Below are 19,877 nucleotides of genomic sequence, written 5' to 3'. Positions count from 1 at the left end.
GTTGATCGGTCCGGGGTGTAAGCGCAGCAATGCGTTTAGCTGACGGATACGAATCGGTCGAGGGCTTATCCTACTTCATCTCTTCATCTTGCAACACGCTTTATTCCAATCTAATTTTCAGGGTGTGGTTCACACCTTGAACAACAACATAACGTCTGGTGATGATGGCGGAGGGGATCCACCCGTTCCCATACCGAACACGGAAGTTAAGCCCTCCAGCGCCGATGGTACTTGGGCTTAAGCCCTGGGAGAGTAGGTCGTTGCCAGGCCATACAAAAAAGCCTTAAGCTTGATTGCTTAAGGCTTTTTTGTATGCACAAATGGAGTTACAAGGGAATCGTGTGCAGTTTATTTTTGCGGTGAAACGGGACACCAAATTGAAGCCGATGATGGAGGCGTGAAAAATGGTGAATGAAGAAAAAGCTGCGCATATTCTGATCTCCGTATCTGACATTGCCGAAAATCTTTCTATTTCTACACTTAATGCCGTGAAAGAAGGAGGCGTGCAGGTTCCTGAAAAGAGAAACAAAAGCGTCACCTTGTCTCCGTAACGGCTTCGTTTGTTTGAAGTGCACTTTGAAGTGGTGCATAAGGATATCAAAGAATATATCATGGAAATTTTGTTCGATTTACTTATCCTCCGAAACAATAAAGAGATGGGAGAAGAAGTTTGCTCGATTGATTACCGAGACCAAAGATGTCAAGTGGCAGGGGGACATTCTGCGAAAATTGGTTCACTTATATGGTGAAGAGAACACTGCGGCAGACAAGGCGATTGAAACATCGGAGCAGCAAGGTAAAGTGGTCTCCCTGCTTTATCACATCAAAGGGTTGTGCATAAGATAAGCTAAATGCACTGAAAACGAAGTACACAAAGCAGCCCAAGCTTCTTTCGGGGAAGAGTTGGAGGAAGTAAAAGCGTTGGCGAACCATGTGGGGAGTTGGTTTAAACGATCCCGCGACCACAACAACCTGTTGCATGTAGCTCTATCTCCCATGTTGAGATGATCATCCATATGATTGACGATGTGGTTAAAATCAGGACTCACACATGCAGAATTTTTTAAGCGTCCAAATAACCAATGGTTTTTGGCTTGTCTGGATTTGGCTAAATGCCTTTTTGAAAGCGTGAAACAAACCCATATTGAAGAGGAAACCAACCCCTATACACGCATTGTGAAAGTGATTTGAAGAAACTGTACATGGATTTGAACATCTTGATACAAAACTATTGCCGTCGATCTCTAGCAAACCAATGATCCGTCGGCAAATCGTTCGCTTGAAAGAGAGAAATACAAGGATTTTATCAAAACCGGCACAAGAATTGCTGAAAGACAATCCCATGGAAGAGCCGGACAATGAGAAAAGCATTTATTTATGGTTACAAGCGGCATGCCATTATCCCAATGTGACGCTTGATGATGCAATTGAATATTTGTCCGCTTGGAGTAGCAGAACCAATCAGGTGCAGGCTCTTTAATATCATTATGTCCACATGGTCTTGAAAGAGATGGAAGGAATAAGCTTGAAAAAAGCAGGGCGAAGAGATTAATTGAAGCTTGTGCCAAAGCAGCGGATAAGTCCCCCTACAAGACCTTCTGTTTTGAATGGCTTGGAGTAGGAGAAGGCTTGCAGTCATTGGTTCATCATCGGATGCTTGATGAAGCTGGGGGAAATCAGTTGCGGACGGTAAGAAGCATTGTGACGGAGTATAAGCATCCCGACAATGGAAAAGTCGAGGACAATGGATTTGTGGCATTTTTCAAGCCAGGGAAAGCAAAAGGAATTACAAAGGATTATCTCAACAAAGAGGTTGCGTTGCAATTTGGATTTAGTTGCGACGGGCTTCGGGCCAAGAGTAAAAGTGTCAGGGCACTCGACTACCTTGAAGAGAACGTAACAGCAGATGATAAGAAAACGGCTCACAAGAAGACACAACAAGCGCAAAAAGAGACCACTATTGGACTTGCTTACCAAAAATCGCGTTCCAGCCATACATAAAGGGAAAAACTGCCATCAATTGGCTTTTTTTATCAATCTCCACACGAAATGAAGGGGGACAGGGAAAAATTTATAAAAAGGGGTTTGCGATAGAAGGAAAATGAAAAGAATAAAGAGAGAGGGAATATCTGCTACCTGATGAATAAACTAACATTAACATGCGGGTTGGAGGGATTTGATGGAACCAACGCAAATTCAAACCAATTTGGAAAGAATGCCACAGCGAAACAAAGAAGCGCAGATTGCATTGGTGTTGGGTATCGTCGGCTTTTTTTCAGCCTTTGTGTTTGCCCTGGTCGGGATTGTGTGTGGAGTGGTCGGATTGGTGCTGGGGCTGAGGGGTAGAAGATCAGAAAAAGGGAACTTGGCGAGCGTGGGGATGATGTTAAGCGGATTGGCAATTGGGTTCAGTTTTATTCATGCACTGTTAAAAGCAGTGTTGATGACCGCACTCCCATAAAGCTGATAGCAATCGGTTGCGGAAAGGAAGTTAAATCATATCTTCGTTCGATGGCGGAGTATTGGGGTTGACCAGTGAGGGAATATTCAAGCATGCGGGAGTGGCAACCAAATAAATTCAGAATAGAATTAAATTAAAATTCCCGTTGACAACATGAATGAACCAGTGTAATATATATTTTGTCAGCGAGATGAGCTGACGAAAACGAAAACTTCACTTCACAACACGGAGAGATGTCCGAGCTGGCCGAAGGAGCACGATTGGAAATCGTGTAGGCGGGCAAAACTCGCCTCGAGGGTTCGAATCCCTCTCTCTCCGCCATTTTTGACAAATACGGTTGTCTATGTTATAATAATTAAATGTGGCTCGGTAGCTCAGTCGGTAGAGCAGAGGACTGAAAATCCTCGTGTCGGCGGTTCGATTCCGTCCCGAGCCACCACGCTGGTGTAGCTCAATTGGTAGAGCAACTGACTTGTAATCAGTAGGTTGGGGGTTCAAGTCCTCTCACCAGCACCATACAGGGGCGTAGTTTAGTGGTAGAACAGAGGTCTCCAAAACCTCCAGTGTGGGTTCGATTCCTACCGCCCCTGCCAATTTTCATGGCGGCATAGCCAAGTGGTAAGGCAGAGGTCTGCAAAACCTTTACCCCCGGTTCGAGTCCGGGTGCCGCCTCCATATGAAGTTTGCGGACGTGGCGGAATTGGCAGACGCGCAAGATTCAGGTTCTTGTGGCCGCAAGGCTGTGGGGGTTCAAGTCCCTTCGTCCGCACCAATCGCATATGTGCCCTTAGCTCAGCTGGATAGAGCGTCTGACTACGGATCAGAAGGTCGGGAGTTCGAATCTTCCAGGGCACGCCATATAAAAAGTAGCCGGCTTTGAAAAAAAGTCAGCTACTTTTTTTATTGGCTTCAATTGGTTAAATCTCGTAATATTTCTGTCAACTTATTTTTGGTAGATCTTGTCGCTTCGCAGGCCAGATCGCATGTGGGCGTATTTTGCTGTGGGTTTTCCTTCTGTACAACGGTTGTCTTTGAAGGTTTATTATGTATGTCTGAACTTGGTGAAGGGTTTTTTTCATATGAAGGCGTCGCGCTGGCCACTACATTTGAGGAGGCGTGAAAAATGTTAAGCGGGTCCCGGTTGTCGTCATTCCCGATGGGAGAGGGTTTGTTCGGAGATTGGTCAGAGTGAACCGCATTTGGGGTTGGGCTGGCATCTCCGTCAACCGTGACAGGAAGATGTTTTGCCGGGTTACTGGGTTGATGGCCATTGTCCGATGCATTCGCTTTTGTAGCGGTGGATATGGACTGGTTTGACCTGTTCAGTTTTTGTTCCGTTTCTGGCGTGGGCCGTTTCGTTTGCTTAGCGGTGACTCCGTTGTTGTCAGTTGAAATAGAGCCAGTAGAGTTGGTGAAAATGGCGTAGGAAAAGACGGAACAAGCAATGCCAGCACCAATCAGAGCAATGGTTTTTCGTTTGATTTGCGTGCTGTATTCTTCGGGAGACAGGTCATCTGTGTCAAACTCAGGGGTGGGTAAATACGCTTTGTCCTTCAATGCTACAATCCCCCTTTATACTATGAAACTCGACTTAATGCTACTCTATTTTCCAATATTTGAATAGTAGACTAAAGTCCCGTTTTCGGTTGTGCCATAAAACGGAAACATGTTGACAGCCCAAAGAAACAGAGTAAAAGAAGTTTGCTGAACGATGTCGAGAGAGGCATCGTAAAAATAAGGTGCGGCTTTCTTGAATCAGCCTGTGGCCGCTCAAGAAAACCGCCCAATGCTATTTTATGTTAAAAGGTGCTGTCAATAATGCCCCCACCTAAACAAATTTCCTCATCATAGAAAACTACAGATTGCCCTGGGGTGACTGCCCGTTGCCGTTCGACGAATTCCACGCGGAAGGTGCCGTCCGGTTGCGGAAGTACGCGCACCGGTTGGTCTTTTTGACGGTAGCGGAATTTAGCGGTGCATGTAAAAGGCTCGTTTGGAGTGTCGCCTTGGCCTAACCAATTGATATCGGTGGCGATGAGTCCACCGGAGTACAGCGCTTCATGGTCATGGCCTTGCGCCACATAGAGAATGTTCTTTTCAATGTCCTTTTTCACGACAAACCAGGGTTCGCCTGTTCCGCTTCCACCGATCCCCAATCCTTGACGTTGACCCAACGTATAATACATCAAGCCATCGTGCCGCCCTTTCACTTCCCCATCCAGGGTAAGGATCTCTCCAGGTTGTGCAGGCAGATAGTGGCTGAGGAATTCACGGAAATTCCGTTCGCCGATGAAACAGATGCCGGTGCTGTCTTTCTTTTTGGCTGTGGCCAAACCGACTTTTTGCGCGATCTCACGCACCTCCTGTTTCTGCATGTGCCCAATGGGGAACATGGCCTGCAACAATTGTGGTTTGTTGACGGCGTACAAGAAATAGGTTTGGTCTTTATTGGGGTCTGCGCCACGGGCAAGGTATTTTTCTCCGTTTTTCTCGATGATTTGTGCGTAATGGCCCGTTGCAATGAAATCGGCCCCCAGTTGTTTCGCTTTGTTTAAGAACTCGCCAAACTTGATCTCCCGGTTGCACATGATGTCCGGATTGGGGGTTCTGCCTTTTTTGTATTCATCAAGGAAATACTGAAACACTTTTTGTTCGTATTCCTTTTCGAAGTTGACAGAGTAATAGGGAATGCCAATCTGTGCGCAAACGCGGCGCACATCTTCGAAGTCTTCCGTGGCTGTGCAATGGCCGAATTCGTCGGTGTCATCCCAGTTTTTCATGAACAGCCCGATCACTTCATAGCCTTGCTCTTTTAGCAACCAGGCGGTTACGGACGAATCCACGCCGCCGGACATGCCGACCACCACGCGTATATGTTTCTTGCTCATTTGCATCACTTCCAGTGTTCGGTTTCATACCCTTGTTTCGATGGCATGTCTTCATTATAATCGAAACCAAATGTTTTCAACAAATCCGCAGGCAAACGATCTGATTGATTAGAGATTGGTGGATGTGCAAATATGGACCAAAAACAATTATTGCAAAGCAGGCTCACTTCGACACAAATTTTGGTGCTCGGATTTGCTGTGACGATTTTGATCGGGGCGTGTTTGTTATCTTTGCCGATGGCTACAGAATCCGGACAGGGATTGCCGTTTATTGATGCGTTGTTCACAGCCACCTCGGCTGTATGCGTGACGGGGCTAGTGGTGGTTGACACAGCAACAACGTTTAACACCTTTGGCGAAGTAGTCATCTTATTGCTCATTCAAGTGGGCGGATTGGGCTTTATGACGTTCGGCACGTTTTTCGCATATCTTGTGGGCAAAAAAATCGGATTTCGGGAGCGGTTGGTGTTGCGGGAGACATTCAACCAGTTCAACATGCAAGGGGTAGTCAACCTCGTGTTGAAAGTCCTCAAAATTACCTTCATTATTGAAGGAATCGGATTTGTATTGTTGAGTGTGCGGTTTGTTCCCGAATTCGGATTGGAAAAAGGACTTTATTTCTCTCTTTTTCATTCCATTTCTTCATTTAATAGTGCCGGGTTTGATTTGTTTGGAGAAAAGGAACCGTTCAGTAGCATCACCCATTATGTTGCAGATCCGTGGATGAACCTGGTTGTTTCCTCCCTTGTTATTTTGGGTGGGATCGGGTTTGTTGTCATTTTAGAATTGCTTCATTATCGAGCGACCAAACGGATCAGTTTACATACCAAGATTGTTCTAACCATGACGGGCATCTTGATCGTGATGGGTATGTTGGTGATTTTGGTGGTGGAATGGACCAATCCCAAAACTTTGGGCGGGCTGTCGTTTCAAGGAAAAATCATGGCATCTTATTTTCACTCTGTTACACCGAGATCAGGTGGCTATAACACGCTCAGCATGGGGGATATGTACTCAGCGACACTGTTTTTCACTGTGTTGCTGATGTTTGTGGGAGCTTCTCCCAGTTCCACGGGCGGGGGAATCAAGACGACCACCTTGGCGACCATTCTGCTGTCGGTCTGGTCAATGATCCGCGGACGGGATGATGTCATCGCATTTAAGCGCCGCATTCCCCACGGGTTGGTGTACAAAGCGCTCACCGTGACTGTGGCGGCGACTACGCTGGTCATCTTGGATACGATGTTGTTGACGATCACTGAGCAAACGGATCTGTTGACCGCTGGGTTTGAGACGGTTTCCGCGTTTGGCACAGTTGGTTTGACCATGGGATTGACCCCGACGTTGTCAGTGCCAGGCAAAGTGATTGTTCTGCTCACAATGTTTGCCGGTAGGTTAGGGCCGCTCACCATCGCTTTTGCCATTGCTCACAGTCAGCAACAACCGCCTTACCGTTATCCTGAAGATAGACCGTTGATCGGTTGACGAACAGGTCGGATGGGGGGAGTACCCTCCCGGCATGGCAAGTGGTTGATCGGTCGTTAAAGTGGGCATGCTGGTAAGGAATGTGGTGTGACGGAGTTGGCTAAAAAATCGTACTAAGATTGTCGAAACGCCAGGCTTAAAAGCGGTTGTCAAAGCAAAGTGGTTCCAGTAAGCTATTTACAAGCGCAATGGCATAGAAATGAGTATCATGTAACCACTTTCAGTAAGGAGGGGCTTATGCGAATCAAAAAAAAAGATTTCTTGCCATCGGCTCTCCTCTGCTGCAGTTTTCTTTTCTTAAGCGGTTGCGCCACCGTGATAGAAAAAATTCAGCATACGACTGGAAACCAAGTTGAAAAAGTAGAACAGTTGGCAGTAGACGATATTCAAAAGCAAGAGACGGAAGAGACACCGAGACAAGAGGATACATCGGATTTGCCCAAGAGCCCGGCTCCACATACGGAGTTAAATGATATTTTAAACGATGAAGGAAAAGGGGAGTACGCCGGCGAGAAGTTCAACCGGAGTAAGGTGGTTCAAGCTTTGAACCAGATGCCCAAAGGTTTGAGCGATGACAAGGCGTATGCCTATTTATTGGGTTTAGTGGGTGAGAACTACCGGAGCGATGTGGAACGCTTCAAAAATCTAGAGGAAGCCGATTATAAAGAGATGGTCGATGTTTGGGTGGCAGCGCGCCACAAATACCCCAAGCCGACACCTGCTTCCGCTTCCAAGGATAAGCCGTCTTCAACGCTTACACCTGAACAGCCCAAGAAAATGAACATGTCCGTCATGCTCGACGCCAGCGGCAGCATGAACAGCCAGTTGTCGAATCACAGCAAGAGCAAGATGGACAGTGCCAAACAGAGCATTGAACAATTGGCTGCCGCCTTGCCTCCGAAGCGCTCCCTGTTGCAAGTGAAAGTGTATGGCCATGAGGGAAGCAGCGCGCAAAAGGATAAAGAACGGTCATGCCGAAGTCAAGCGAAAATCTACGCCGGGGATAAATGGGACCGAGAAAAACTGCGTAAAGCGCTGAGCCAAATTCATCCGGCTGGATACAACCCATTGGCACTGGCTATGGGTAGCAGTTCCAAAGACATGCAAAAAGGGGCTCCGGCTACCGTGGAAAACCATATACTCATCATCAGCGATGGGTTTGAGAATTGCGGCGGGGACCCGGTACAAACGGCTAAACAGTTGCATCGCGAGTACATGGCCAACATTCATGTGATCGGTTTGGATGTGGAACCGGAAACGGAGCGGCAATTGCGGGAAGTGTCTACCGTTACGGGAGGCGCTTATCAAACCGTGACGGATGAAAAAGAATTGAAGCAGGCCGTAAAAGAACGAGTGGAGATGGTGAACCGACTGAATGATCCATGGCAGATCCGGGCACTCCAAACTGCGATCCATGCGCATCACCAAGACGAAAAAGAACTGACTAAACAGCATCAGAAGATGAAGAAGAAAGTGGAAACCGAGCATCAGCGTTTGAATGAGGCCAATATGTATATCAAGAATGAAGGAAAAATTGACAAAAAGACATGGACGGAAATCGATACATGGATCGACCAACGTTGGCAACAGCTTGAATCATTCACGGAAGATCGATATGGGGAAGTAGACTCCCTGTTGGATTCTGAGTTTCAAGAAGAGACACACCGCTTGATGAATGAATGGGAAAAAGATGGCGGCAAAAAGGAAGAGTTTCAGAATAAAGCCGTGCAGCTGTTAAAAGAGGATTTGCTGAAGAAAAAAGCGGAAGAGGCTGGCGGGCTGACGGACCTGTCGAATCAGCAGAGCGAATGAGGGGAATGTGATGTCTGAGTGTCCATTTGCGTTTGTGTATGATGAGCGTCTGGGATTGGCTCGACCTGTTCTTTATGTCGAATATGAAGAGCTTTCCCAAGAGAAGCAAGATGAATTTGAATTGAAATGCCAAGAGTGCTGTTCGTATATTCCAGAACGGATTAAGGAGATCGAGCAGGACTATATGCAGCGGTATGAAGCACTAGCAAATACGGAGGATGAAACGGAATTTTTGCGGTTGAACGACGAATTGAACGAGTTGTCCAAGCGCATCTGTGAATTGAATTTGCTGTATTTGCAAATAGAAGGAACCTATTTGTCTGCCAATGTACATGCGTAGATTAAAGGTTGGGGTGTGGAAACATATCCCAACCTTTTTTATTACTATAAGACTTTACCATGCTAATGTATTAGTGTATCATCAAACAATAGTGAAACAATGTACAGAAAGAAGACGTGTTTTAGGAGTGGAGAAAATGAAACAGAAACAATTGGGTTTATTCTCTTTGATGGCGGCGGTCGTGGGAACCATCGTCGGCGGCGCCGCCTTCAATTTGCCAAGTGATATGGCGGCAGCAGCAGGAAGCGGTCCGGTCATCCTGGCTTGGGTGATCACCGGCTTGGGCATGTTGGCGCTGGCGATGGTTTTCCGAAATCTTTCGTCGCGGAAGCCGGAGTTGAGCGGAGGGATCTACAGCTACGCCAGAGCCGGATTTGGACCGTTCATCGGTTTTAGCAGTGCTTGGGGTTATTGGATTGCATCAATTTTGGGGATTGTCGCGTTTGTGACATTGTTTTTCCAGACACTTCGCTTTTTCTCTCCGTTGTTTGGTCAGGGGGATAATCTGCCTTCCTTGGTGGGAGGGATTGCGTTTGTGTTGTTTTTTCACTGGTTGGTAGCACGTGGGATCAAGGAGGCAGCTATTATCAATATCATGACGACAGTGGCCAAGTTGATCCCGATCCTGATCTTTTTAATCATTGTAGCGGCGGCATTTAAGCGCGATGTGTTCATGGCCGACTTATGGGGCCCGGGGAGCTTTTCTTGGCAGTCGGTCAGTCAACAAGTGAAAGACACGATGTTGGTTACTTTATGGGCTTTCGTAGGAATTGAGGGTGCCATTGTCTTGTCGGGTCGGGCTAAACGAGCAAAGGACGTGGGCGTGGCGACCATTGTGGGGTTGCTGGGCACTTTGGCGATTTATCTGTTGATTTCCGTACTGTCGACAGGGATTTTATCACAAGCTGAGCTGGCTACATTGCCAGAACCGTCCATGGCCTATGTCTTGAAAGCGATCGTGGGGCCTTGGGGGGCAGTTTTGATTGTGATTGGCCTTCTGATTTCTATCTCGGGAGGCATGCTCAGTTGGTATTTGGTGACGGTTGAGATTCCGTATGTGGCGGCGCAAGATGGCGTGTTTCCGGATCGATTTGCCCAGGTGAATCGTCAAGGTACACCGATGGTATCGCTGTGGTGGTCGACGGGAATCACTTTGCTCTTTACCGGTTTGGTGTACGTGTCGGCGTCCACTTATCAAAAAGTATATTCAATGGCCAGCGTTGCCATATTAATCCCATATCTATTGTCTGCCTTGTACCAAGTAAAATTGGCCTTGGTGGGGGAAACTTATCTTAAGGATGGACGGAGAACAAGAGATCTTTTGATCGGCGCGTTGGCTACAGGCTATTCGCTATGGACGCTTTATGCCGCTGGCCTCACTTATTTGTTGATGGTTTCCGTTGTGTACGCGGTGGGCATGGTGCTGTATCTCTGGGTGCGACGAGGGCAGGAACAGAGCATGCGCAAGTGGGATTGGATTGTTGCCGGAATCATTGTGATGGCGGCTTTGGTAGCACTGGGCGGCGGGATGGTGTAAATTGGTATATTAATTTTTTGTAAAGGCGAAATTAATATATGGTTAAATGTGCGTCCGAACTCTGTTCAATCCCTTTTGTTAAGTCTATGATTATTTTTGGTTAAATAATGGTTAACTAGGAGGAATTGAACGTGCTGTTTAACCGCTCAAAAGACCGCCTTTTTTTCAAAATAATGGTTGACGCAACCACCAACATCGCGGAGGCCGTCCAGCTTTTCCGCGAAAATGTGGAGACGCTGGAAGAAAAGGAAGCCTATGCGGAACGCCTGAAAGAACTGGAAGACAAAGGGGACCATTATACGCATCAGCTCATTAGAGAGTTGAATCAAACCTTTGTTACGCCATTAGACCATGAAGATATCCTCAAGCTGGCCTATACGCTGGATGACGTCATTGACGGCGTGGAAGCCTGCGCGGCTCGCTTTGTTTATATGCAGGTGGACAAAACAAATTCCTGCCTGATCAAGTTTGGAGAGATCTTGGAGAAGAGTGCCCGCCATCTCCATGATGCTTTCATCGCTTTGGAAAAGCGCGACTATGAGTTGATCCGCAAGATTTCCATCGAAATTAACTTGCTTGAGAATGAGGGCGACCGGTTGATGCGCGAAGGCATCATGGAGTTGTTTGCGGATCCGGTGGATGTGGTTCATCTCATCAAAATGAAAGAGATTTATGAGAAACTGGAAGATGTAACGGATGCTTTTGAAGATGTGATGGACATCATGGAAAGTGTGGTCATGAAGTATGCTTGATCCATTTTGGGTTTTAGTCGCCGTCGTCGCATTGGCCCTCGTGTTCGACTTCACCAATGGATGGCATGATACGGCTAACGCTATTGCTACTGTGGTGGGAACACGAACACTTTCTCCGGCGATGGCGATTCTGATGGCTGCCTTGCTCAATATAGCGGGGGCTTTTTTTTCGACGGAAGTGGCGAAAGCGATCGGAAAGGATATTGTCGATCCAAATCACGTGACATTGATTGTGTTATTGTCGGCGTTGTTGGCAGTAATCTTGTGGAATATCATTACAGTGATCCTGGGTTTGCCGACAAGTTCGTCCCATGCCTTGATCGGTAGCTTGATTGGCGCCGCCGTCGCTTATAAAGGCACTGCGATTCTGCAAACTCACGGTATCCTGATGATATTGGTCGCGTTGCTGGTTTCACCGGTGTTGGGTGCGTTGGTTGGGGCTGGTCTTATTAAACTCATTCGTGCGTTATTCAGCAATATCCCTCGTTCCAAGGTGAAAAGGACGTTTAAGCCGTTGCAGATCTTTTCCTCCGCGTTCATGGCGTTCAGCCATGGTGCAGCCGACGCCCAAAAGGCGATGGGAATCATCGCGATGGCATTGGTTGCGTATGGCTCCCATACCGAGTTGTATGTGCCAGATTGGGTGAAGATCGCAGCTGGGCTCGCCATGGGCTTGGGTACAGCGATGGGCGGTCAGAAAATCATCCACACCATTGGCTCGCGTCTGAGTCGCTTGGAAACACCACAAGGTTTTGCTGCTGAGACGGGAGCTGCGCTGTTGTTGGCGACAGTGGCGAAAATCGGAGTTCCGGTAAGCACCACGCACACCATCACGGGTGCCATCATGGGCGTGGGTGCGGCGGAACGGGTTCGTAGCGTTCGCTGGAGTGTTGCCACCAAGATTGTGTACGCTTGGGTTTTGACATTGCCCGTTACTGCTTTGATGGGCTATATCTTTTATACCATCTTCAAGGTGTTAGAAGGATAAAATGCCAAAGCTTGCGCTCCGTTTGTTCATCGGATGGGCGTAAGCTTTTTCATGGCAAAGAAATATGAAAAAACCCAGTGGATTTCCACTGGGTTTTGATTGGCGTGCCCTGGAAGATTCGAACTCCCGACCTTCTGATCCGTAGTCAGACGCTCTATCCAGCTGAGCTAAGGGCACATATGTGATTGGTGCGGACGAAGGGACTTGAACCCCCACAGCCTTGCGGCCACAAGAACCTGAATCTTGCGCGTCTGCCAATTCCGCCACGTCCGCATAAATGGTAGTGGTGAAGACAGATTTAAATATATCATCATCTTAAAGAGATTGCAATCATTTTTTTGCAACAAAATCATATTTTTAATATTCGGCCCTTTTTTGGTAAATGGGAATGGCTTGTTTATTCGGATAGGGCGTGTAGTGCAGGAATGGCGTGGCGTTTCTGCTGTTGATGGGTTGTTTGATTTTAAAAAAATTTGGTCGAATGTTTGGCCGCATGGTATAGTAAAGACAGTCAAACTTCAATGAGCGGGGGATTACCCACCCCTTATCTTGCAGGTGAACGCCTTAAGAGGCAACTTACCGGCTCCCCATTACAGGGTGGGGAGGTTCGCAAAGAACATAGCAACGGTCTGTATACAACATCGCGGAAATAGAGACTGAACAAAAGCAGGAGGAATGACCGATGAGTGAGATTCGCTGGTTGGACGAAGTGGAAAAACGCAAAGAAGATTTATTAAAAGATCTGGACGGGTTGCTTAGAATTGAAAGCGTACTCGATGAATCCACAGCGGGGGAGAAGGCGCCATTTGGGCAAAAAATTGCTGAAGCGTTGGAATATATGATGCAGTTGGGGGAGAAAGACGGGTTCCTCACAAAAAATGTGGATGGGTATGCAGGTCACATCGAATACGGTGAAGGTGAAGAACTGATCGGTTTGATTTCCCATATCGATGTCGTTCCGGCAGGTGAAGGGTGGACTTCTCCTCCTTACGAGCCGGAAGTGCGTGGTGGCAAACTTTATGCCCGTGGTGCAATCGATGACAAAGGGCCAACCATGGCCGCATACTACGCCTTGAAAATCGTTAAAGAGTTGGGCTTGCCTCTCTCAAAGCGCGTGCGGCTGATCATCGGTACTGACGAAGAATCGAAGTGGCGGGATATGAAGGCTTATTTTGCGCGTGAAGAGATGCCGACAATGGGATTTTCGCCGGATGCTGATTTTCCGATTATCGCCTCTGAAAAGGGGTTGTTGGATATCCTGCTCACTGGAAACGGTCAAGAACAACCAGTTGATGGGGATTATTGGACACTGGCTGAATTCAAGTCAGGCCAGCGGGTCAACATGGTTCCCGATCAAGCGGTGGTCAAATTGGCAGGCGAGGGCGATGTGTTTGAATTAAAAGAGAAAGTGCAAGACTTTTTGCTGACACATCGAATTCAAGGTTACGCGGAAGAAAACAACGATGGTGTGTCGATTGTGATCCAAGGGCAATCCCACCATGGTTCCGAACCGCATAAAGGGTTGAATGCCGCATTGGAAATGGCTCGCTTGCTGGGGCGTGTTCCGCTTGATCCGTCGGGGCGGAACTTTGTTGACATGCTGAATGATCTGCTTGTTGACGGGTATTTTGGCGAAGGATTGGGTATTGCCCAAGAAGAAGAAGTCTTAGGCAAACTGACTGTAAATGCGGGCGTGTTTGAACATGTCCACAACGGGCGCCAGTCGCTCCGCATCAACGTCCGGTATCCGCTCGGAGGGGATGCTGAATCCATCTTGCAGACCATCACGGACAAAATGTCGGCTTATGGCTTTACTATTGACAATGTGGATCACAAACCGTTGCATCACGTGGAGCGCAACCATCCATTGATTCAAACCCTGGCCAAAGTCTACGAAGACCAGACAGGAGAAAAGGCCGAAATCCTGGCCATCGGCGGCGGCACGTTTGCACGGGCACTTAAGACGGGAGTTGCTTTCGGCCCGTTGTTCCCAGGCAGTGAAGAGACAGCCCATCAACGGGATGAACACATCCTGCTGGAAGATTTATGGCGGTCTACCGCAATCTATGCGCAAGCAATTTACGAATTGGCGCGCTGATAACAAACCCCCCGGCCCATTTCAGGGTCGGGGGGTTGCGTTATTTTGCATGATACATTTTATAGATAAAGCTGTCTGGTGTGACGTCTGGAGGAAGAGGCCGCATCGTTTTCACCCTAATTTTGTTATTGAGGATCGTGCGGTGAAGGGCTTCAAACTCCGTTTGTTTGTATAAAGGGGAGTTGTAACCGTTCAAATCGATCATGGTGTTGTCTTTGAAATAAACCATGTATTTTAACCGCAAATGGCGGTCGTCATGAAATGGCCACCGCTCATAATCGTAATCCAGCACGACTTGGTCGATATCGCGCCATCGTTTTACTTTGGCATCGTCCAAACTAAATAAGGTATTATAGGCAATTCCTTTGGGAGTCACCAACAGATAGTTGTCAAAGGCCAAAATGACCAACGGACTGGATACCAAATACAAGGAGGCGAAGACCAAAAAGGTTCGCCGTAGTTTTTGTGGGTGTTGTCGCATCCGGAAAAAAGCGATGACAAAGAAGACGACGCCACACAAGAACAAGAAGACAAATCCATAAGCAAATGGGGTGCCCATCAGGTAAACCTGATCGGGTTCTGCGTAATTTTCCAACTGATAATAGATGAAAGCAATCCACAGCAAGGTGGACACAATCAACCCGCCAGCTAGCCGAAGAATCCAATTTATCATCGTCCGCAATGAAGTCGAGCCTCCAGATTGTTAGAGTTCTTGGGGAGATAAGGAACGCAGATAATGCATGACTTCTTTCAACTCGTCAACGAATCGGTCGATCACTTCTAGGGTCGTGTCTTTGCCAAAGGTGATGCGTAAGCTTTGGAACGCGGTGTCCAAGCTTTTGCCCATGGCGATTAACACATGCGAGGCGGCGTGCTTGCCAGCGCTGCAGGCGGAACCGCTGGACACGTAGATTTGTTTACGATTCAGTTCCAAAAGAATCGCTTGCCCCTCTACACCATGAAAACTTAAATTCAAGTTGTTGGGTAGACGGTCGGTGGGGTGTCCGTTTAAATCTACATCGCCGATTTCCGACTGGATCCGCCGCCAACAATGATCGCGTAGCGCGGTGAGGCGCGCCTGTTCATCAGCCACTTCCTGTGAGATGAGTTGGCAAGCGGCACCGAATCCGACGATGGCGGGCGTGTTTAGTGTGCTGGCACGCAAGCCGCGCTCCTGTCCGCCGCCGTGAAGCAGGGGTTCAATCCGCACTCCTTTTTTTATATACAGGGCTCCAGATCCTTTTGGTCCGTACACTTTGTGCGAACCGAGGGAAAGGAGATCGACGCCCAACTCGATGACAGAAAAAGGAACCTTGCCAAAGTATTGAACGGCGTCAGTATGAAACAATATAGGAGAATCCTTCAGTAATTGCCCGATTTCGCGGATGGGTTGCAGAGTTCCCACTTCGTTGTTGGCAGCCATGACGCTGACGAGAATGGTGCGGTCGGTGAGCGCCTGTTTTAATTGATCCAGCTTCACCAACCCATTGGAATCCACCGGCACATAAGTAACTTCAAACCCTTCCCGTTCCAAAAAACGGCAGGCTTCCAAAACCGATGGATGTTCCACGGATGATGTGACAATATGGTTGCCGAAGGCTTTCCGTTTGCGGGCGGCGCCGATCAAGGCGAGATTGTTTGACTCGGTTCCGCTGCTGGTGAAAATAATTTCACGCGCAGTGGATGCCCCGATTGCTTGGGCTACCTGTTTTCGAGCCGTTTCAATTGCCTCGCGGCTTTGCTGGCCGAAATCATGGATGCTGCCGGAATTACCATAAGCTTGGCTAAAGAATGGCAGCATTGCCTCCAGCGCTTCGGGGCGCACAGGGCTGGTTGCCCCGTAATCAAGGTAAATCGGTTTCATTGGTTGTGCCTCCGCTCTTTCTTTCCTTTCTTCATACATTATAACGGAAAACGCTTGGTTGAAGACCTGCATTTCCAATCTGTTCACAATGAAGTCGCTTAAAATAAAGGTTGACATTCGTCATTTTCCTGAGAAAATAAAAATGTTAAGATTTCGTGAAAGGATTAATTGAAAATGACCCGATTAGTGACCGATTATGTTGTGGTGGGAAGCGGAATCGCAGGCTTGACGACGGCTCTTTCTCTTGGGGAATCAGGCCGTGTGATTGTGCTGACCAAATCGCGTGAGCAAGAAAGCAATTCTTTCCGGGCCCAGGGAGGGATCGCGGCCGCCATTGGCGAAGGGGATTCTCCTGAATTGCATAGACAAGACACCCTGCGCACCGGGGTTGAATTATGCATTCCACAATCGGTCGACGTTCTGGTAGAGATGGCTCCCCAAACCATTCAACTGCTGTCTGGATGGGGTACTCCGTTTGACCAGGAAGGTGCGCAATTTGCTTTGGGGCGGGAAGGCTCCCATAGTGTTTCGCGCATCTTGCATGTCGGTGGGGACTCGACGGGGGCGGGCATCACAGACAGCTTGTTGAAGCAGGTGCAAGCTCATGAGCGGATTGAAATCATGACGCACACCATGGTGGCGGATCTGATTGTGCATGGGGGAGTCTGCCTTGGGGTCACCGCGCTCGATGAAGGCCGTGAACCGATCGCTTACCTGGCGCGCAAAGGGGTAGTTTTGGCCACGGGCGGTTGTGGACAGTTGTACCGCTATACAACGAACGATCTGGTGTCCACCGGCGATGGTTTTGCGATGGCCCATCGTGCCGGCGTTAAATTGATGGACATGGAATTTGTGCAGTTTCATCCAACCGCGCTCGCGATAGAGCAAAATCCGATGTTTTTGGTTTCGGAAGCGGTACGTGGAGAAGGCGCGCATTTGGTGAATGACCGGGGCGAAGCGTTTATGGTGCGTTACCACTCCTGGAAAGATTTGGCCCCGCGCGATGTTGTCTCCCGCGCGATTTATACGGAGATGAAAGCAGGAAGAAAGGTTTTCCTCGATGCTCGCGTTCTGGGAGAGCGGTTTGAGAAACGCTTTCCGAAGATCTACCGGCAAGCGCGCGAACACGGAATCGATCCTGAAACAAACCTCATTCCTGTAACTCCGGCGGCTCATTTCATCATGGGTGGGATACAAACGGATTTGCACGGACAAACCTCGTTGCCGCGTCTGTTCGCGTGCGGGGAAGTCGCTTGCACGGGTGTTCACGGAGCGAACCGCTTAGCGAGCAACTCCTTGTTGGAAGGAGCCGTGTTTGCGCAACGGGTGGCGGATAAGCTGTCTTCCTTGGCGGAGCAAGCAGTTGAGGATGTGCCCGATTTTTCTATTCCGACTTTGTGCAATGATAAGCAATCTGAAGAAAAGTTAAAACAATCCATACGTCAGATCATGTGGGACTATGCAGGAATTGTAAGAACGGATGAAGGTTTGCGCAATGGTCTATCCCTACTGGATAAGGTGGCGGCACAAGTAAAAGATGGGATGCTTGAAACGAGAAATATGTTAATAACTGCACAAATCATTATGAAAGCGGCGTGCATGCGTGAGGAGAGCCGCGGCGGTCACTACCGGCGCGATTTTCCGGAAACTCGGGTAGAGTGGTCTCATAAACATTTGGTGATATAGGGAGTATGGAAGATGAATCCAATTTATTTAAAGCAGTTTATTCGTGAAGTTTTGAACGAAGATATCGGCGCCGGTGATTTGACGACGGAAGCACTCGTTCCGGAAGGGCACCGTAGCACCTGCGTGCTTCTAGTCAAGCAGCAGGGGGTGGTGGCCGGTCTGCCGGTCGCTGAACAAGTGTTTAAAGAATTGGACCCCGCCTGTGAATGGACTCCCTTGGTTGAAGAAGGGGCGGAGGTGGACAAAGGAACGGTGATCGCGCGGATCACGGGAAGCACCCGTGCTATTTTGACCGGAGAACGGGTTGCGCTCAACCTAATGCAGCGCATGTCGGGTATTGCAACCGTTACCCGTGAGCTGGTCAACAAGCTGGAAGGGCTTTCATGCCGTGTACTGGATACGCGCAAGACGACGCCGGGGTTGCGCCAGCTGGAGAAATACGCGGTACGTGTTGGAGGTGGCGTCAATCACCGCTATGGTTTGAGCCACGGGGTGATGATCAAGGATAACCACATCGCCATGGCCGGAAGTTTGGAAGAAGCCATCAAGCGTGTACGCGAACGGGTTGGGCACATGGTGCAAATTGAAGTAGAGGCCGACACACTGGAGCAAGTGAAACAGATATTGGCGTTCGATGTTGATGCGATCTTGTTGGACAATATGGATCTGGATACTATGCGCCAGGCAGTGAAGTTGATTGATGGCCGCGTGTGGACGGAAGCGTCAGGAGGCATCACTCCCGAGACGATCCGCCCGATTGCGGAGACCGGGGTGGATGCGGTGTCTTTGGGCTGGCTCACACACTCTGTCTCTTCACTGGATATCAGTTTGGATTTTGAAGATGAAAAGGGGGATGAATAATGTCTATTGACACGCTCACCTATTTGGACGCGGAGTTGCCCGAAGTTTACCGCAACATGTCCAGCCAGGAGCTGGATGAACGCATCGCTCGCGCTAAGCAACAACTGGGGCGGGATCTCGTGATTTTGGGCCATCATTATCAACGGGATGATGTGATCAAGTTTGCTGATTACCGTGGAGATTCGTTGAAGTTGGCGCGGATCGGCGCGGAGCAGAAAGAAGCCAAAACCATCATTTTCTGTGGAGTACATTTTATGGCCGAGACGGCTGACACATTGGCTCAAGATCATCAAATCGTCATTTTGCCCGATTTGCGGGCGGGATGTTCGATGGCCGATATGGCTGACATTGAAGACCTGGAAGAGGCGTGGGAGATCCTGCAAGAACGGTTCGGCGACACGATCATTCCGCTGACATATGTTAACTCCACTGCTGCGATTAAGGCGTTTGTCGGCAAACATGGTGGAACCACATGTACTTCTTCCAATGCCCACAAGGTGCTGGAGTGGGCTTTCAGCCAGAAAAAGCGAATTCTCTTCTTGCCTGACCAACATCTGGGCCGTAACACGGCATATGCGATGGGCATCCCGTTGGAGCAGATGGTGGTTTGGAACCCGCAAACGGAAGAATTTGAAGAAGTAAAAGGCGATTTGGAGCAAACATTGATGATTTTGTGGAAGGGTCACTGCTCTGTGCATCAGAAATTTACGGTTGAGCAAATTAAACGCATTCGTGAGCGGGACCCGGAGATGAAAGTGATCGTGCATCCGGAATGTTCGTTTGATGTGGTGCAAATGGCTGATGACTCCGGATCGACGGAGTACATCATCAAAACGATTGAAGCGTCTCCAGCGGGGAGCAAATGGGCTGTGGGAACGGAAGTCAATTTGGTGCAACGGTTGGCCAATGAGAATCCGGACAAAAAAGTGGTGCTGTTAAGCACGACGATGTGCCCTTGCCTCACCATGAACCGCATCGACCGTCCTCATCTTTTGTGGGCGTTGGACAGCGTCTTGGAAGGTCGTCCCATTCATGTGATCAAAGTGGATGATGAAACCAAGCATTGGTCCAAAGTGGCGTTGGATCGGATGTTGGCAATTTAATA

Annotated in this window: 19 protein-coding genes, 9 tRNA genes and 1 rRNA gene; 23 read left to right on the top strand and 6 right to left on the bottom strand. The window is 48.6% G+C overall.

Annotated elements, in window-relative coordinates; translation table 11 throughout:
- Positions 1 to 154: 154 nt before the first annotated feature.
- The 13 genes from rrf (at position 155) to EDC32_RS13570 (ending at position 3,319) form a co-directional block, all read left to right on the top strand.
- A 5S ribosomal RNA gene (gene rrf, locus EDC32_RS13620) occupies positions 155 to 269 on the top strand.
- A 135-nt stretch (positions 270 to 404) separates the two neighbouring features.
- A complete protein-coding gene (locus EDC32_RS16445; RefSeq protein WP_158283392.1) occupies positions 405 to 551 on the top strand; it encodes a hypothetical protein in 147 nt (48 codons plus the stop codon).
- Positions 552 to 678: 127 nt separating this feature from the next.
- Positions 679 to 846, top strand: coding sequence for a hypothetical protein (locus EDC32_RS16440; protein WP_158283391.1), 168 nt, complete (start codon positions 679 to 681; stop codon positions 844 to 846).
- Positions 847 to 1,231: 385 nt separating this feature from the next.
- Complete coding sequence (locus EDC32_RS13615; protein WP_132222964.1) at positions 1,232 to 1,480, top strand: hypothetical protein; 249 nt, start codon at positions 1,232 to 1,234, stop codon at positions 1,478 to 1,480.
- A 149-nt stretch (positions 1,481 to 1,629) separates the two neighbouring features.
- The gene (locus tag EDC32_RS13610; protein ID WP_132222962.1) at positions 1,630 to 2,001 is read left to right on the top strand and encodes a hypothetical protein; all 372 of its coding nucleotides are present in this window, start codon (positions 1,630 to 1,632) and stop codon (positions 1,999 to 2,001) included.
- 178 nt (positions 2,002 to 2,179) lie between these two features.
- Complete coding sequence (locus tag EDC32_RS13605; RefSeq protein WP_132222960.1) at positions 2,180 to 2,461, top strand: DUF4190 domain-containing protein; 282 nt, start codon at positions 2,180 to 2,182, stop codon at positions 2,459 to 2,461.
- Positions 2,462 to 2,688: 227 nt separating this feature from the next.
- A tRNA-Ser gene (locus EDC32_RS13600) sits at positions 2,689 to 2,782 on the top strand.
- 42 nt (positions 2,783 to 2,824) lie between these two features.
- A tRNA-Phe gene (locus EDC32_RS13595) sits at positions 2,825 to 2,900 on the top strand.
- A gap of 1 nt (position 2,901) precedes the next feature.
- Positions 2,902 to 2,977: transfer RNA gene (locus tag EDC32_RS13590), tRNA-Thr, on the top strand.
- 3 nt (positions 2,978 to 2,980) lie between these two features.
- Positions 2,981 to 3,054, top strand: a tRNA-Trp gene (locus EDC32_RS13585).
- 8 nt (positions 3,055 to 3,062) lie between these two features.
- Positions 3,063 to 3,136 (top strand) — tRNA-Cys (locus EDC32_RS13580).
- A gap of 10 nt (positions 3,137 to 3,146) precedes the next feature.
- Positions 3,147 to 3,233 (top strand) — tRNA-Leu (locus tag EDC32_RS13575).
- 9 nt (positions 3,234 to 3,242) lie between these two features.
- Positions 3,243 to 3,319 (top strand) — tRNA-Arg (locus EDC32_RS13570).
- Positions 3,320 to 3,370: 51 nt separating this feature from the next.
- On the opposite strand, the gene EDC32_RS13565 is transcribed toward EDC32_RS13570, so the two are convergent.
- Both EDC32_RS13565 and mnmA read right to left on the bottom strand, forming a co-directional pair.
- On the bottom strand, positions 3,371 to 4,018 hold the full coding sequence (locus EDC32_RS13565; protein ID WP_132222958.1) for a hypothetical protein: 648 nt from the start codon (positions 4,016 to 4,018) through the stop codon (positions 3,371 to 3,373).
- Between the two features lie 242 nt (positions 4,019 to 4,260).
- Complete coding sequence (gene mnmA, locus EDC32_RS13560; protein ID WP_246026951.1) at positions 4,261 to 5,355, bottom strand: tRNA 2-thiouridine(34) synthase MnmA; 1,095 nt, start codon at positions 5,353 to 5,355, stop codon at positions 4,261 to 4,263.
- Between the two features lie 126 nt (positions 5,356 to 5,481).
- On the opposite strand from mnmA, the gene EDC32_RS13555 reads away from it, so the two are divergent.
- From EDC32_RS13555 to EDC32_RS13530, 6 genes are all read left to right on the top strand, one after another.
- Positions 5,482 to 6,834 carry a TrkH family potassium uptake protein gene (locus tag EDC32_RS13555; protein WP_132222954.1) on the top strand — a complete coding sequence of 451 codons (1,353 nt, stop codon included), beginning with the start codon at positions 5,482 to 5,484 and terminating at the stop codon, positions 6,832 to 6,834.
- 237 nt (positions 6,835 to 7,071) lie between these two features.
- A complete protein-coding gene (locus EDC32_RS13550; protein WP_132222952.1) occupies positions 7,072 to 8,646 on the top strand; it encodes a vWA domain-containing protein in 1,575 nt (524 codons plus the stop codon).
- A gap of 10 nt (positions 8,647 to 8,656) precedes the next feature.
- Positions 8,657 to 8,986: a hypothetical protein gene (locus EDC32_RS13545; RefSeq protein WP_022736944.1), complete on the top strand. Its 330-nt coding sequence runs from the start codon at positions 8,657 to 8,659 to the stop codon at positions 8,984 to 8,986.
- Positions 8,987 to 9,122: 136 nt separating this feature from the next.
- Entirely contained in the window at positions 9,123 to 10,523 is a 1,401-nt protein-coding gene (locus tag EDC32_RS13540) for a basic amino acid/polyamine antiporter (RefSeq protein WP_211341934.1), read from the top strand.
- Positions 10,524 to 10,654: 131 nt separating this feature from the next.
- Positions 10,655 to 11,275 carry a DUF47 domain-containing protein gene (locus EDC32_RS13535; RefSeq protein ID WP_022736942.1) on the top strand — a complete coding sequence of 207 codons (621 nt, stop codon included), beginning with the start codon at positions 10,655 to 10,657 and terminating at the stop codon, positions 11,273 to 11,275.
- A complete protein-coding gene (locus tag EDC32_RS13530) occupies positions 11,268 to 12,263 on the top strand; it encodes an inorganic phosphate transporter (RefSeq protein ID WP_132222948.1) in 996 nt (331 codons plus the stop codon). The genes EDC32_RS13535 and EDC32_RS13530 overlap by 8 nt, the downstream gene beginning before the upstream one ends.
- A 100-nt stretch (positions 12,264 to 12,363) precedes the next feature.
- On the opposite strand, the gene EDC32_RS13525 is transcribed toward EDC32_RS13530, so the two are convergent.
- Both EDC32_RS13525 and EDC32_RS13520 read right to left on the bottom strand, forming a co-directional pair.
- Positions 12,364 to 12,440, bottom strand: a tRNA-Arg gene (locus EDC32_RS13525).
- 9 nt (positions 12,441 to 12,449) lie between these two features.
- Positions 12,450 to 12,536: transfer RNA gene (locus EDC32_RS13520), tRNA-Leu, on the bottom strand.
- A gap of 409 nt (positions 12,537 to 12,945) precedes the next feature.
- On the opposite strand from EDC32_RS13520, the gene pepV reads away from it, so the two are divergent.
- Positions 12,946 to 14,361 (top strand): dipeptidase PepV, encoded by a 1,416-nt coding sequence (pepV, locus tag EDC32_RS13515; RefSeq protein ID WP_132222946.1) that lies wholly within the window; start codon positions 12,946 to 12,948, stop codon positions 14,359 to 14,361.
- Positions 14,362 to 14,401: 40 nt separating this feature from the next.
- Here the strand turns inward: pepV and EDC32_RS13510 are convergent, their stop codons facing one another.
- Together EDC32_RS13510 and EDC32_RS13505 are read right to left on the bottom strand one after the other, a co-directional pair.
- Complete coding sequence (locus EDC32_RS13510; protein WP_132222944.1) at positions 14,402 to 15,043, bottom strand: Asp23/Gls24 family envelope stress response protein; 642 nt, start codon at positions 15,041 to 15,043, stop codon at positions 14,402 to 14,404.
- Between the two features lie 21 nt (positions 15,044 to 15,064).
- Positions 15,065 to 16,225 (bottom strand): cysteine desulfurase family protein, encoded by a 1,161-nt coding sequence (locus EDC32_RS13505; protein ID WP_132222942.1) that lies wholly within the window; start codon positions 16,223 to 16,225, stop codon positions 15,065 to 15,067.
- Between the two features lie 174 nt (positions 16,226 to 16,399).
- Between EDC32_RS13505 and EDC32_RS13500 the strand changes: the two genes are divergently transcribed.
- From EDC32_RS13500 to nadA, 3 genes are read left to right on the top strand one after another with little or no spacing between them, the layout of a single operon-like run.
- Entirely contained in the window at positions 16,400 to 17,911 is a 1,512-nt protein-coding gene (locus tag EDC32_RS13500) for an L-aspartate oxidase (RefSeq protein WP_132222940.1), read from the top strand.
- Positions 17,912 to 17,923: 12 nt separating this feature from the next.
- Positions 17,924 to 18,772, top strand: coding sequence for a carboxylating nicotinate-nucleotide diphosphorylase (gene nadC / locus EDC32_RS13495; protein ID WP_132222938.1), 849 nt, complete (start codon positions 17,924 to 17,926; stop codon positions 18,770 to 18,772).
- Positions 18,772 to 19,875, top strand: coding sequence for a quinolinate synthase NadA (gene nadA, locus EDC32_RS13490; protein WP_132222937.1), 1,104 nt, complete (start codon positions 18,772 to 18,774; stop codon positions 19,873 to 19,875). Before nadC ends, nadA begins: the two co-directional genes overlap by 1 nt.
- Positions 19,876 to 19,877 lie beyond the last annotated feature (2 nt).

This window comes from Laceyella sacchari, from assembly GCF_004343255.1.
GTDB classification, from domain to species: Bacteria; Bacillota; Bacilli; order Thermoactinomycetales; family Thermoactinomycetaceae; genus Laceyella; species Laceyella sacchari.
This window is presented reverse-complemented; position numbering and strand designations above follow the sequence as displayed.

Bases quoted from the DNA above. Each gene is read 5' to 3' on its own strand.
- EDC32_RS16445 (WP_158283392.1), top strand. From the start codon at position 405: ATGGTGAATGAAGAAAAAGCTGCGCATATTCTGATCTCCGTATCTGAC.
- EDC32_RS13605 (WP_132222960.1), top strand. From the start codon at position 2,180: ATGGAACCAACGCAAATTCAAACCAATTTGGAAAGAATGCCACAGCGA.
- mnmA (WP_246026951.1), bottom strand. From the start codon at position 5,355: ATGCAAATGAGCAAGAAACATATACGCGTGGTGGTCGGCATGTCCGGC.
- EDC32_RS13555 (WP_132222954.1), top strand. From the start codon at position 5,482: ATGGACCAAAAACAATTATTGCAAAGCAGGCTCACTTCGACACAAATT.
- EDC32_RS13550 (WP_132222952.1), top strand. From the start codon at position 7,072: ATGCGAATCAAAAAAAAAGATTTCTTGCCATCGGCTCTCCTCTGCTGC.
- EDC32_RS13545 (WP_022736944.1), top strand. From the start codon at position 8,657: ATGTCTGAGTGTCCATTTGCGTTTGTGTATGATGAGCGTCTGGGATTG.
- EDC32_RS13540 (WP_211341934.1), top strand. From the start codon at position 9,123: ATGAAACAGAAACAATTGGGTTTATTCTCTTTGATGGCGGCGGTCGTG.
- EDC32_RS13530 (WP_132222948.1), top strand. From the start codon at position 11,268: ATGCTTGATCCATTTTGGGTTTTAGTCGCCGTCGTCGCATTGGCCCTC.
- pepV (WP_132222946.1), top strand. From the start codon at position 12,946: ATGAGTGAGATTCGCTGGTTGGACGAAGTGGAAAAACGCAAAGAAGAT.
- EDC32_RS13505 (WP_132222942.1), bottom strand. From the start codon at position 16,225: ATGAAACCGATTTACCTTGATTACGGGGCAACCAGCCCTGTGCGCCCC.
- EDC32_RS13500 (WP_132222940.1), top strand. From the start codon at position 16,400: ATGACCCGATTAGTGACCGATTATGTTGTGGTGGGAAGCGGAATCGCA.
- nadC (WP_132222938.1), top strand. From the start codon at position 17,924: ATGAATCCAATTTATTTAAAGCAGTTTATTCGTGAAGTTTTGAACGAA.
- nadA (WP_132222937.1), top strand. From the start codon at position 18,772: ATGTCTATTGACACGCTCACCTATTTGGACGCGGAGTTGCCCGAAGTT.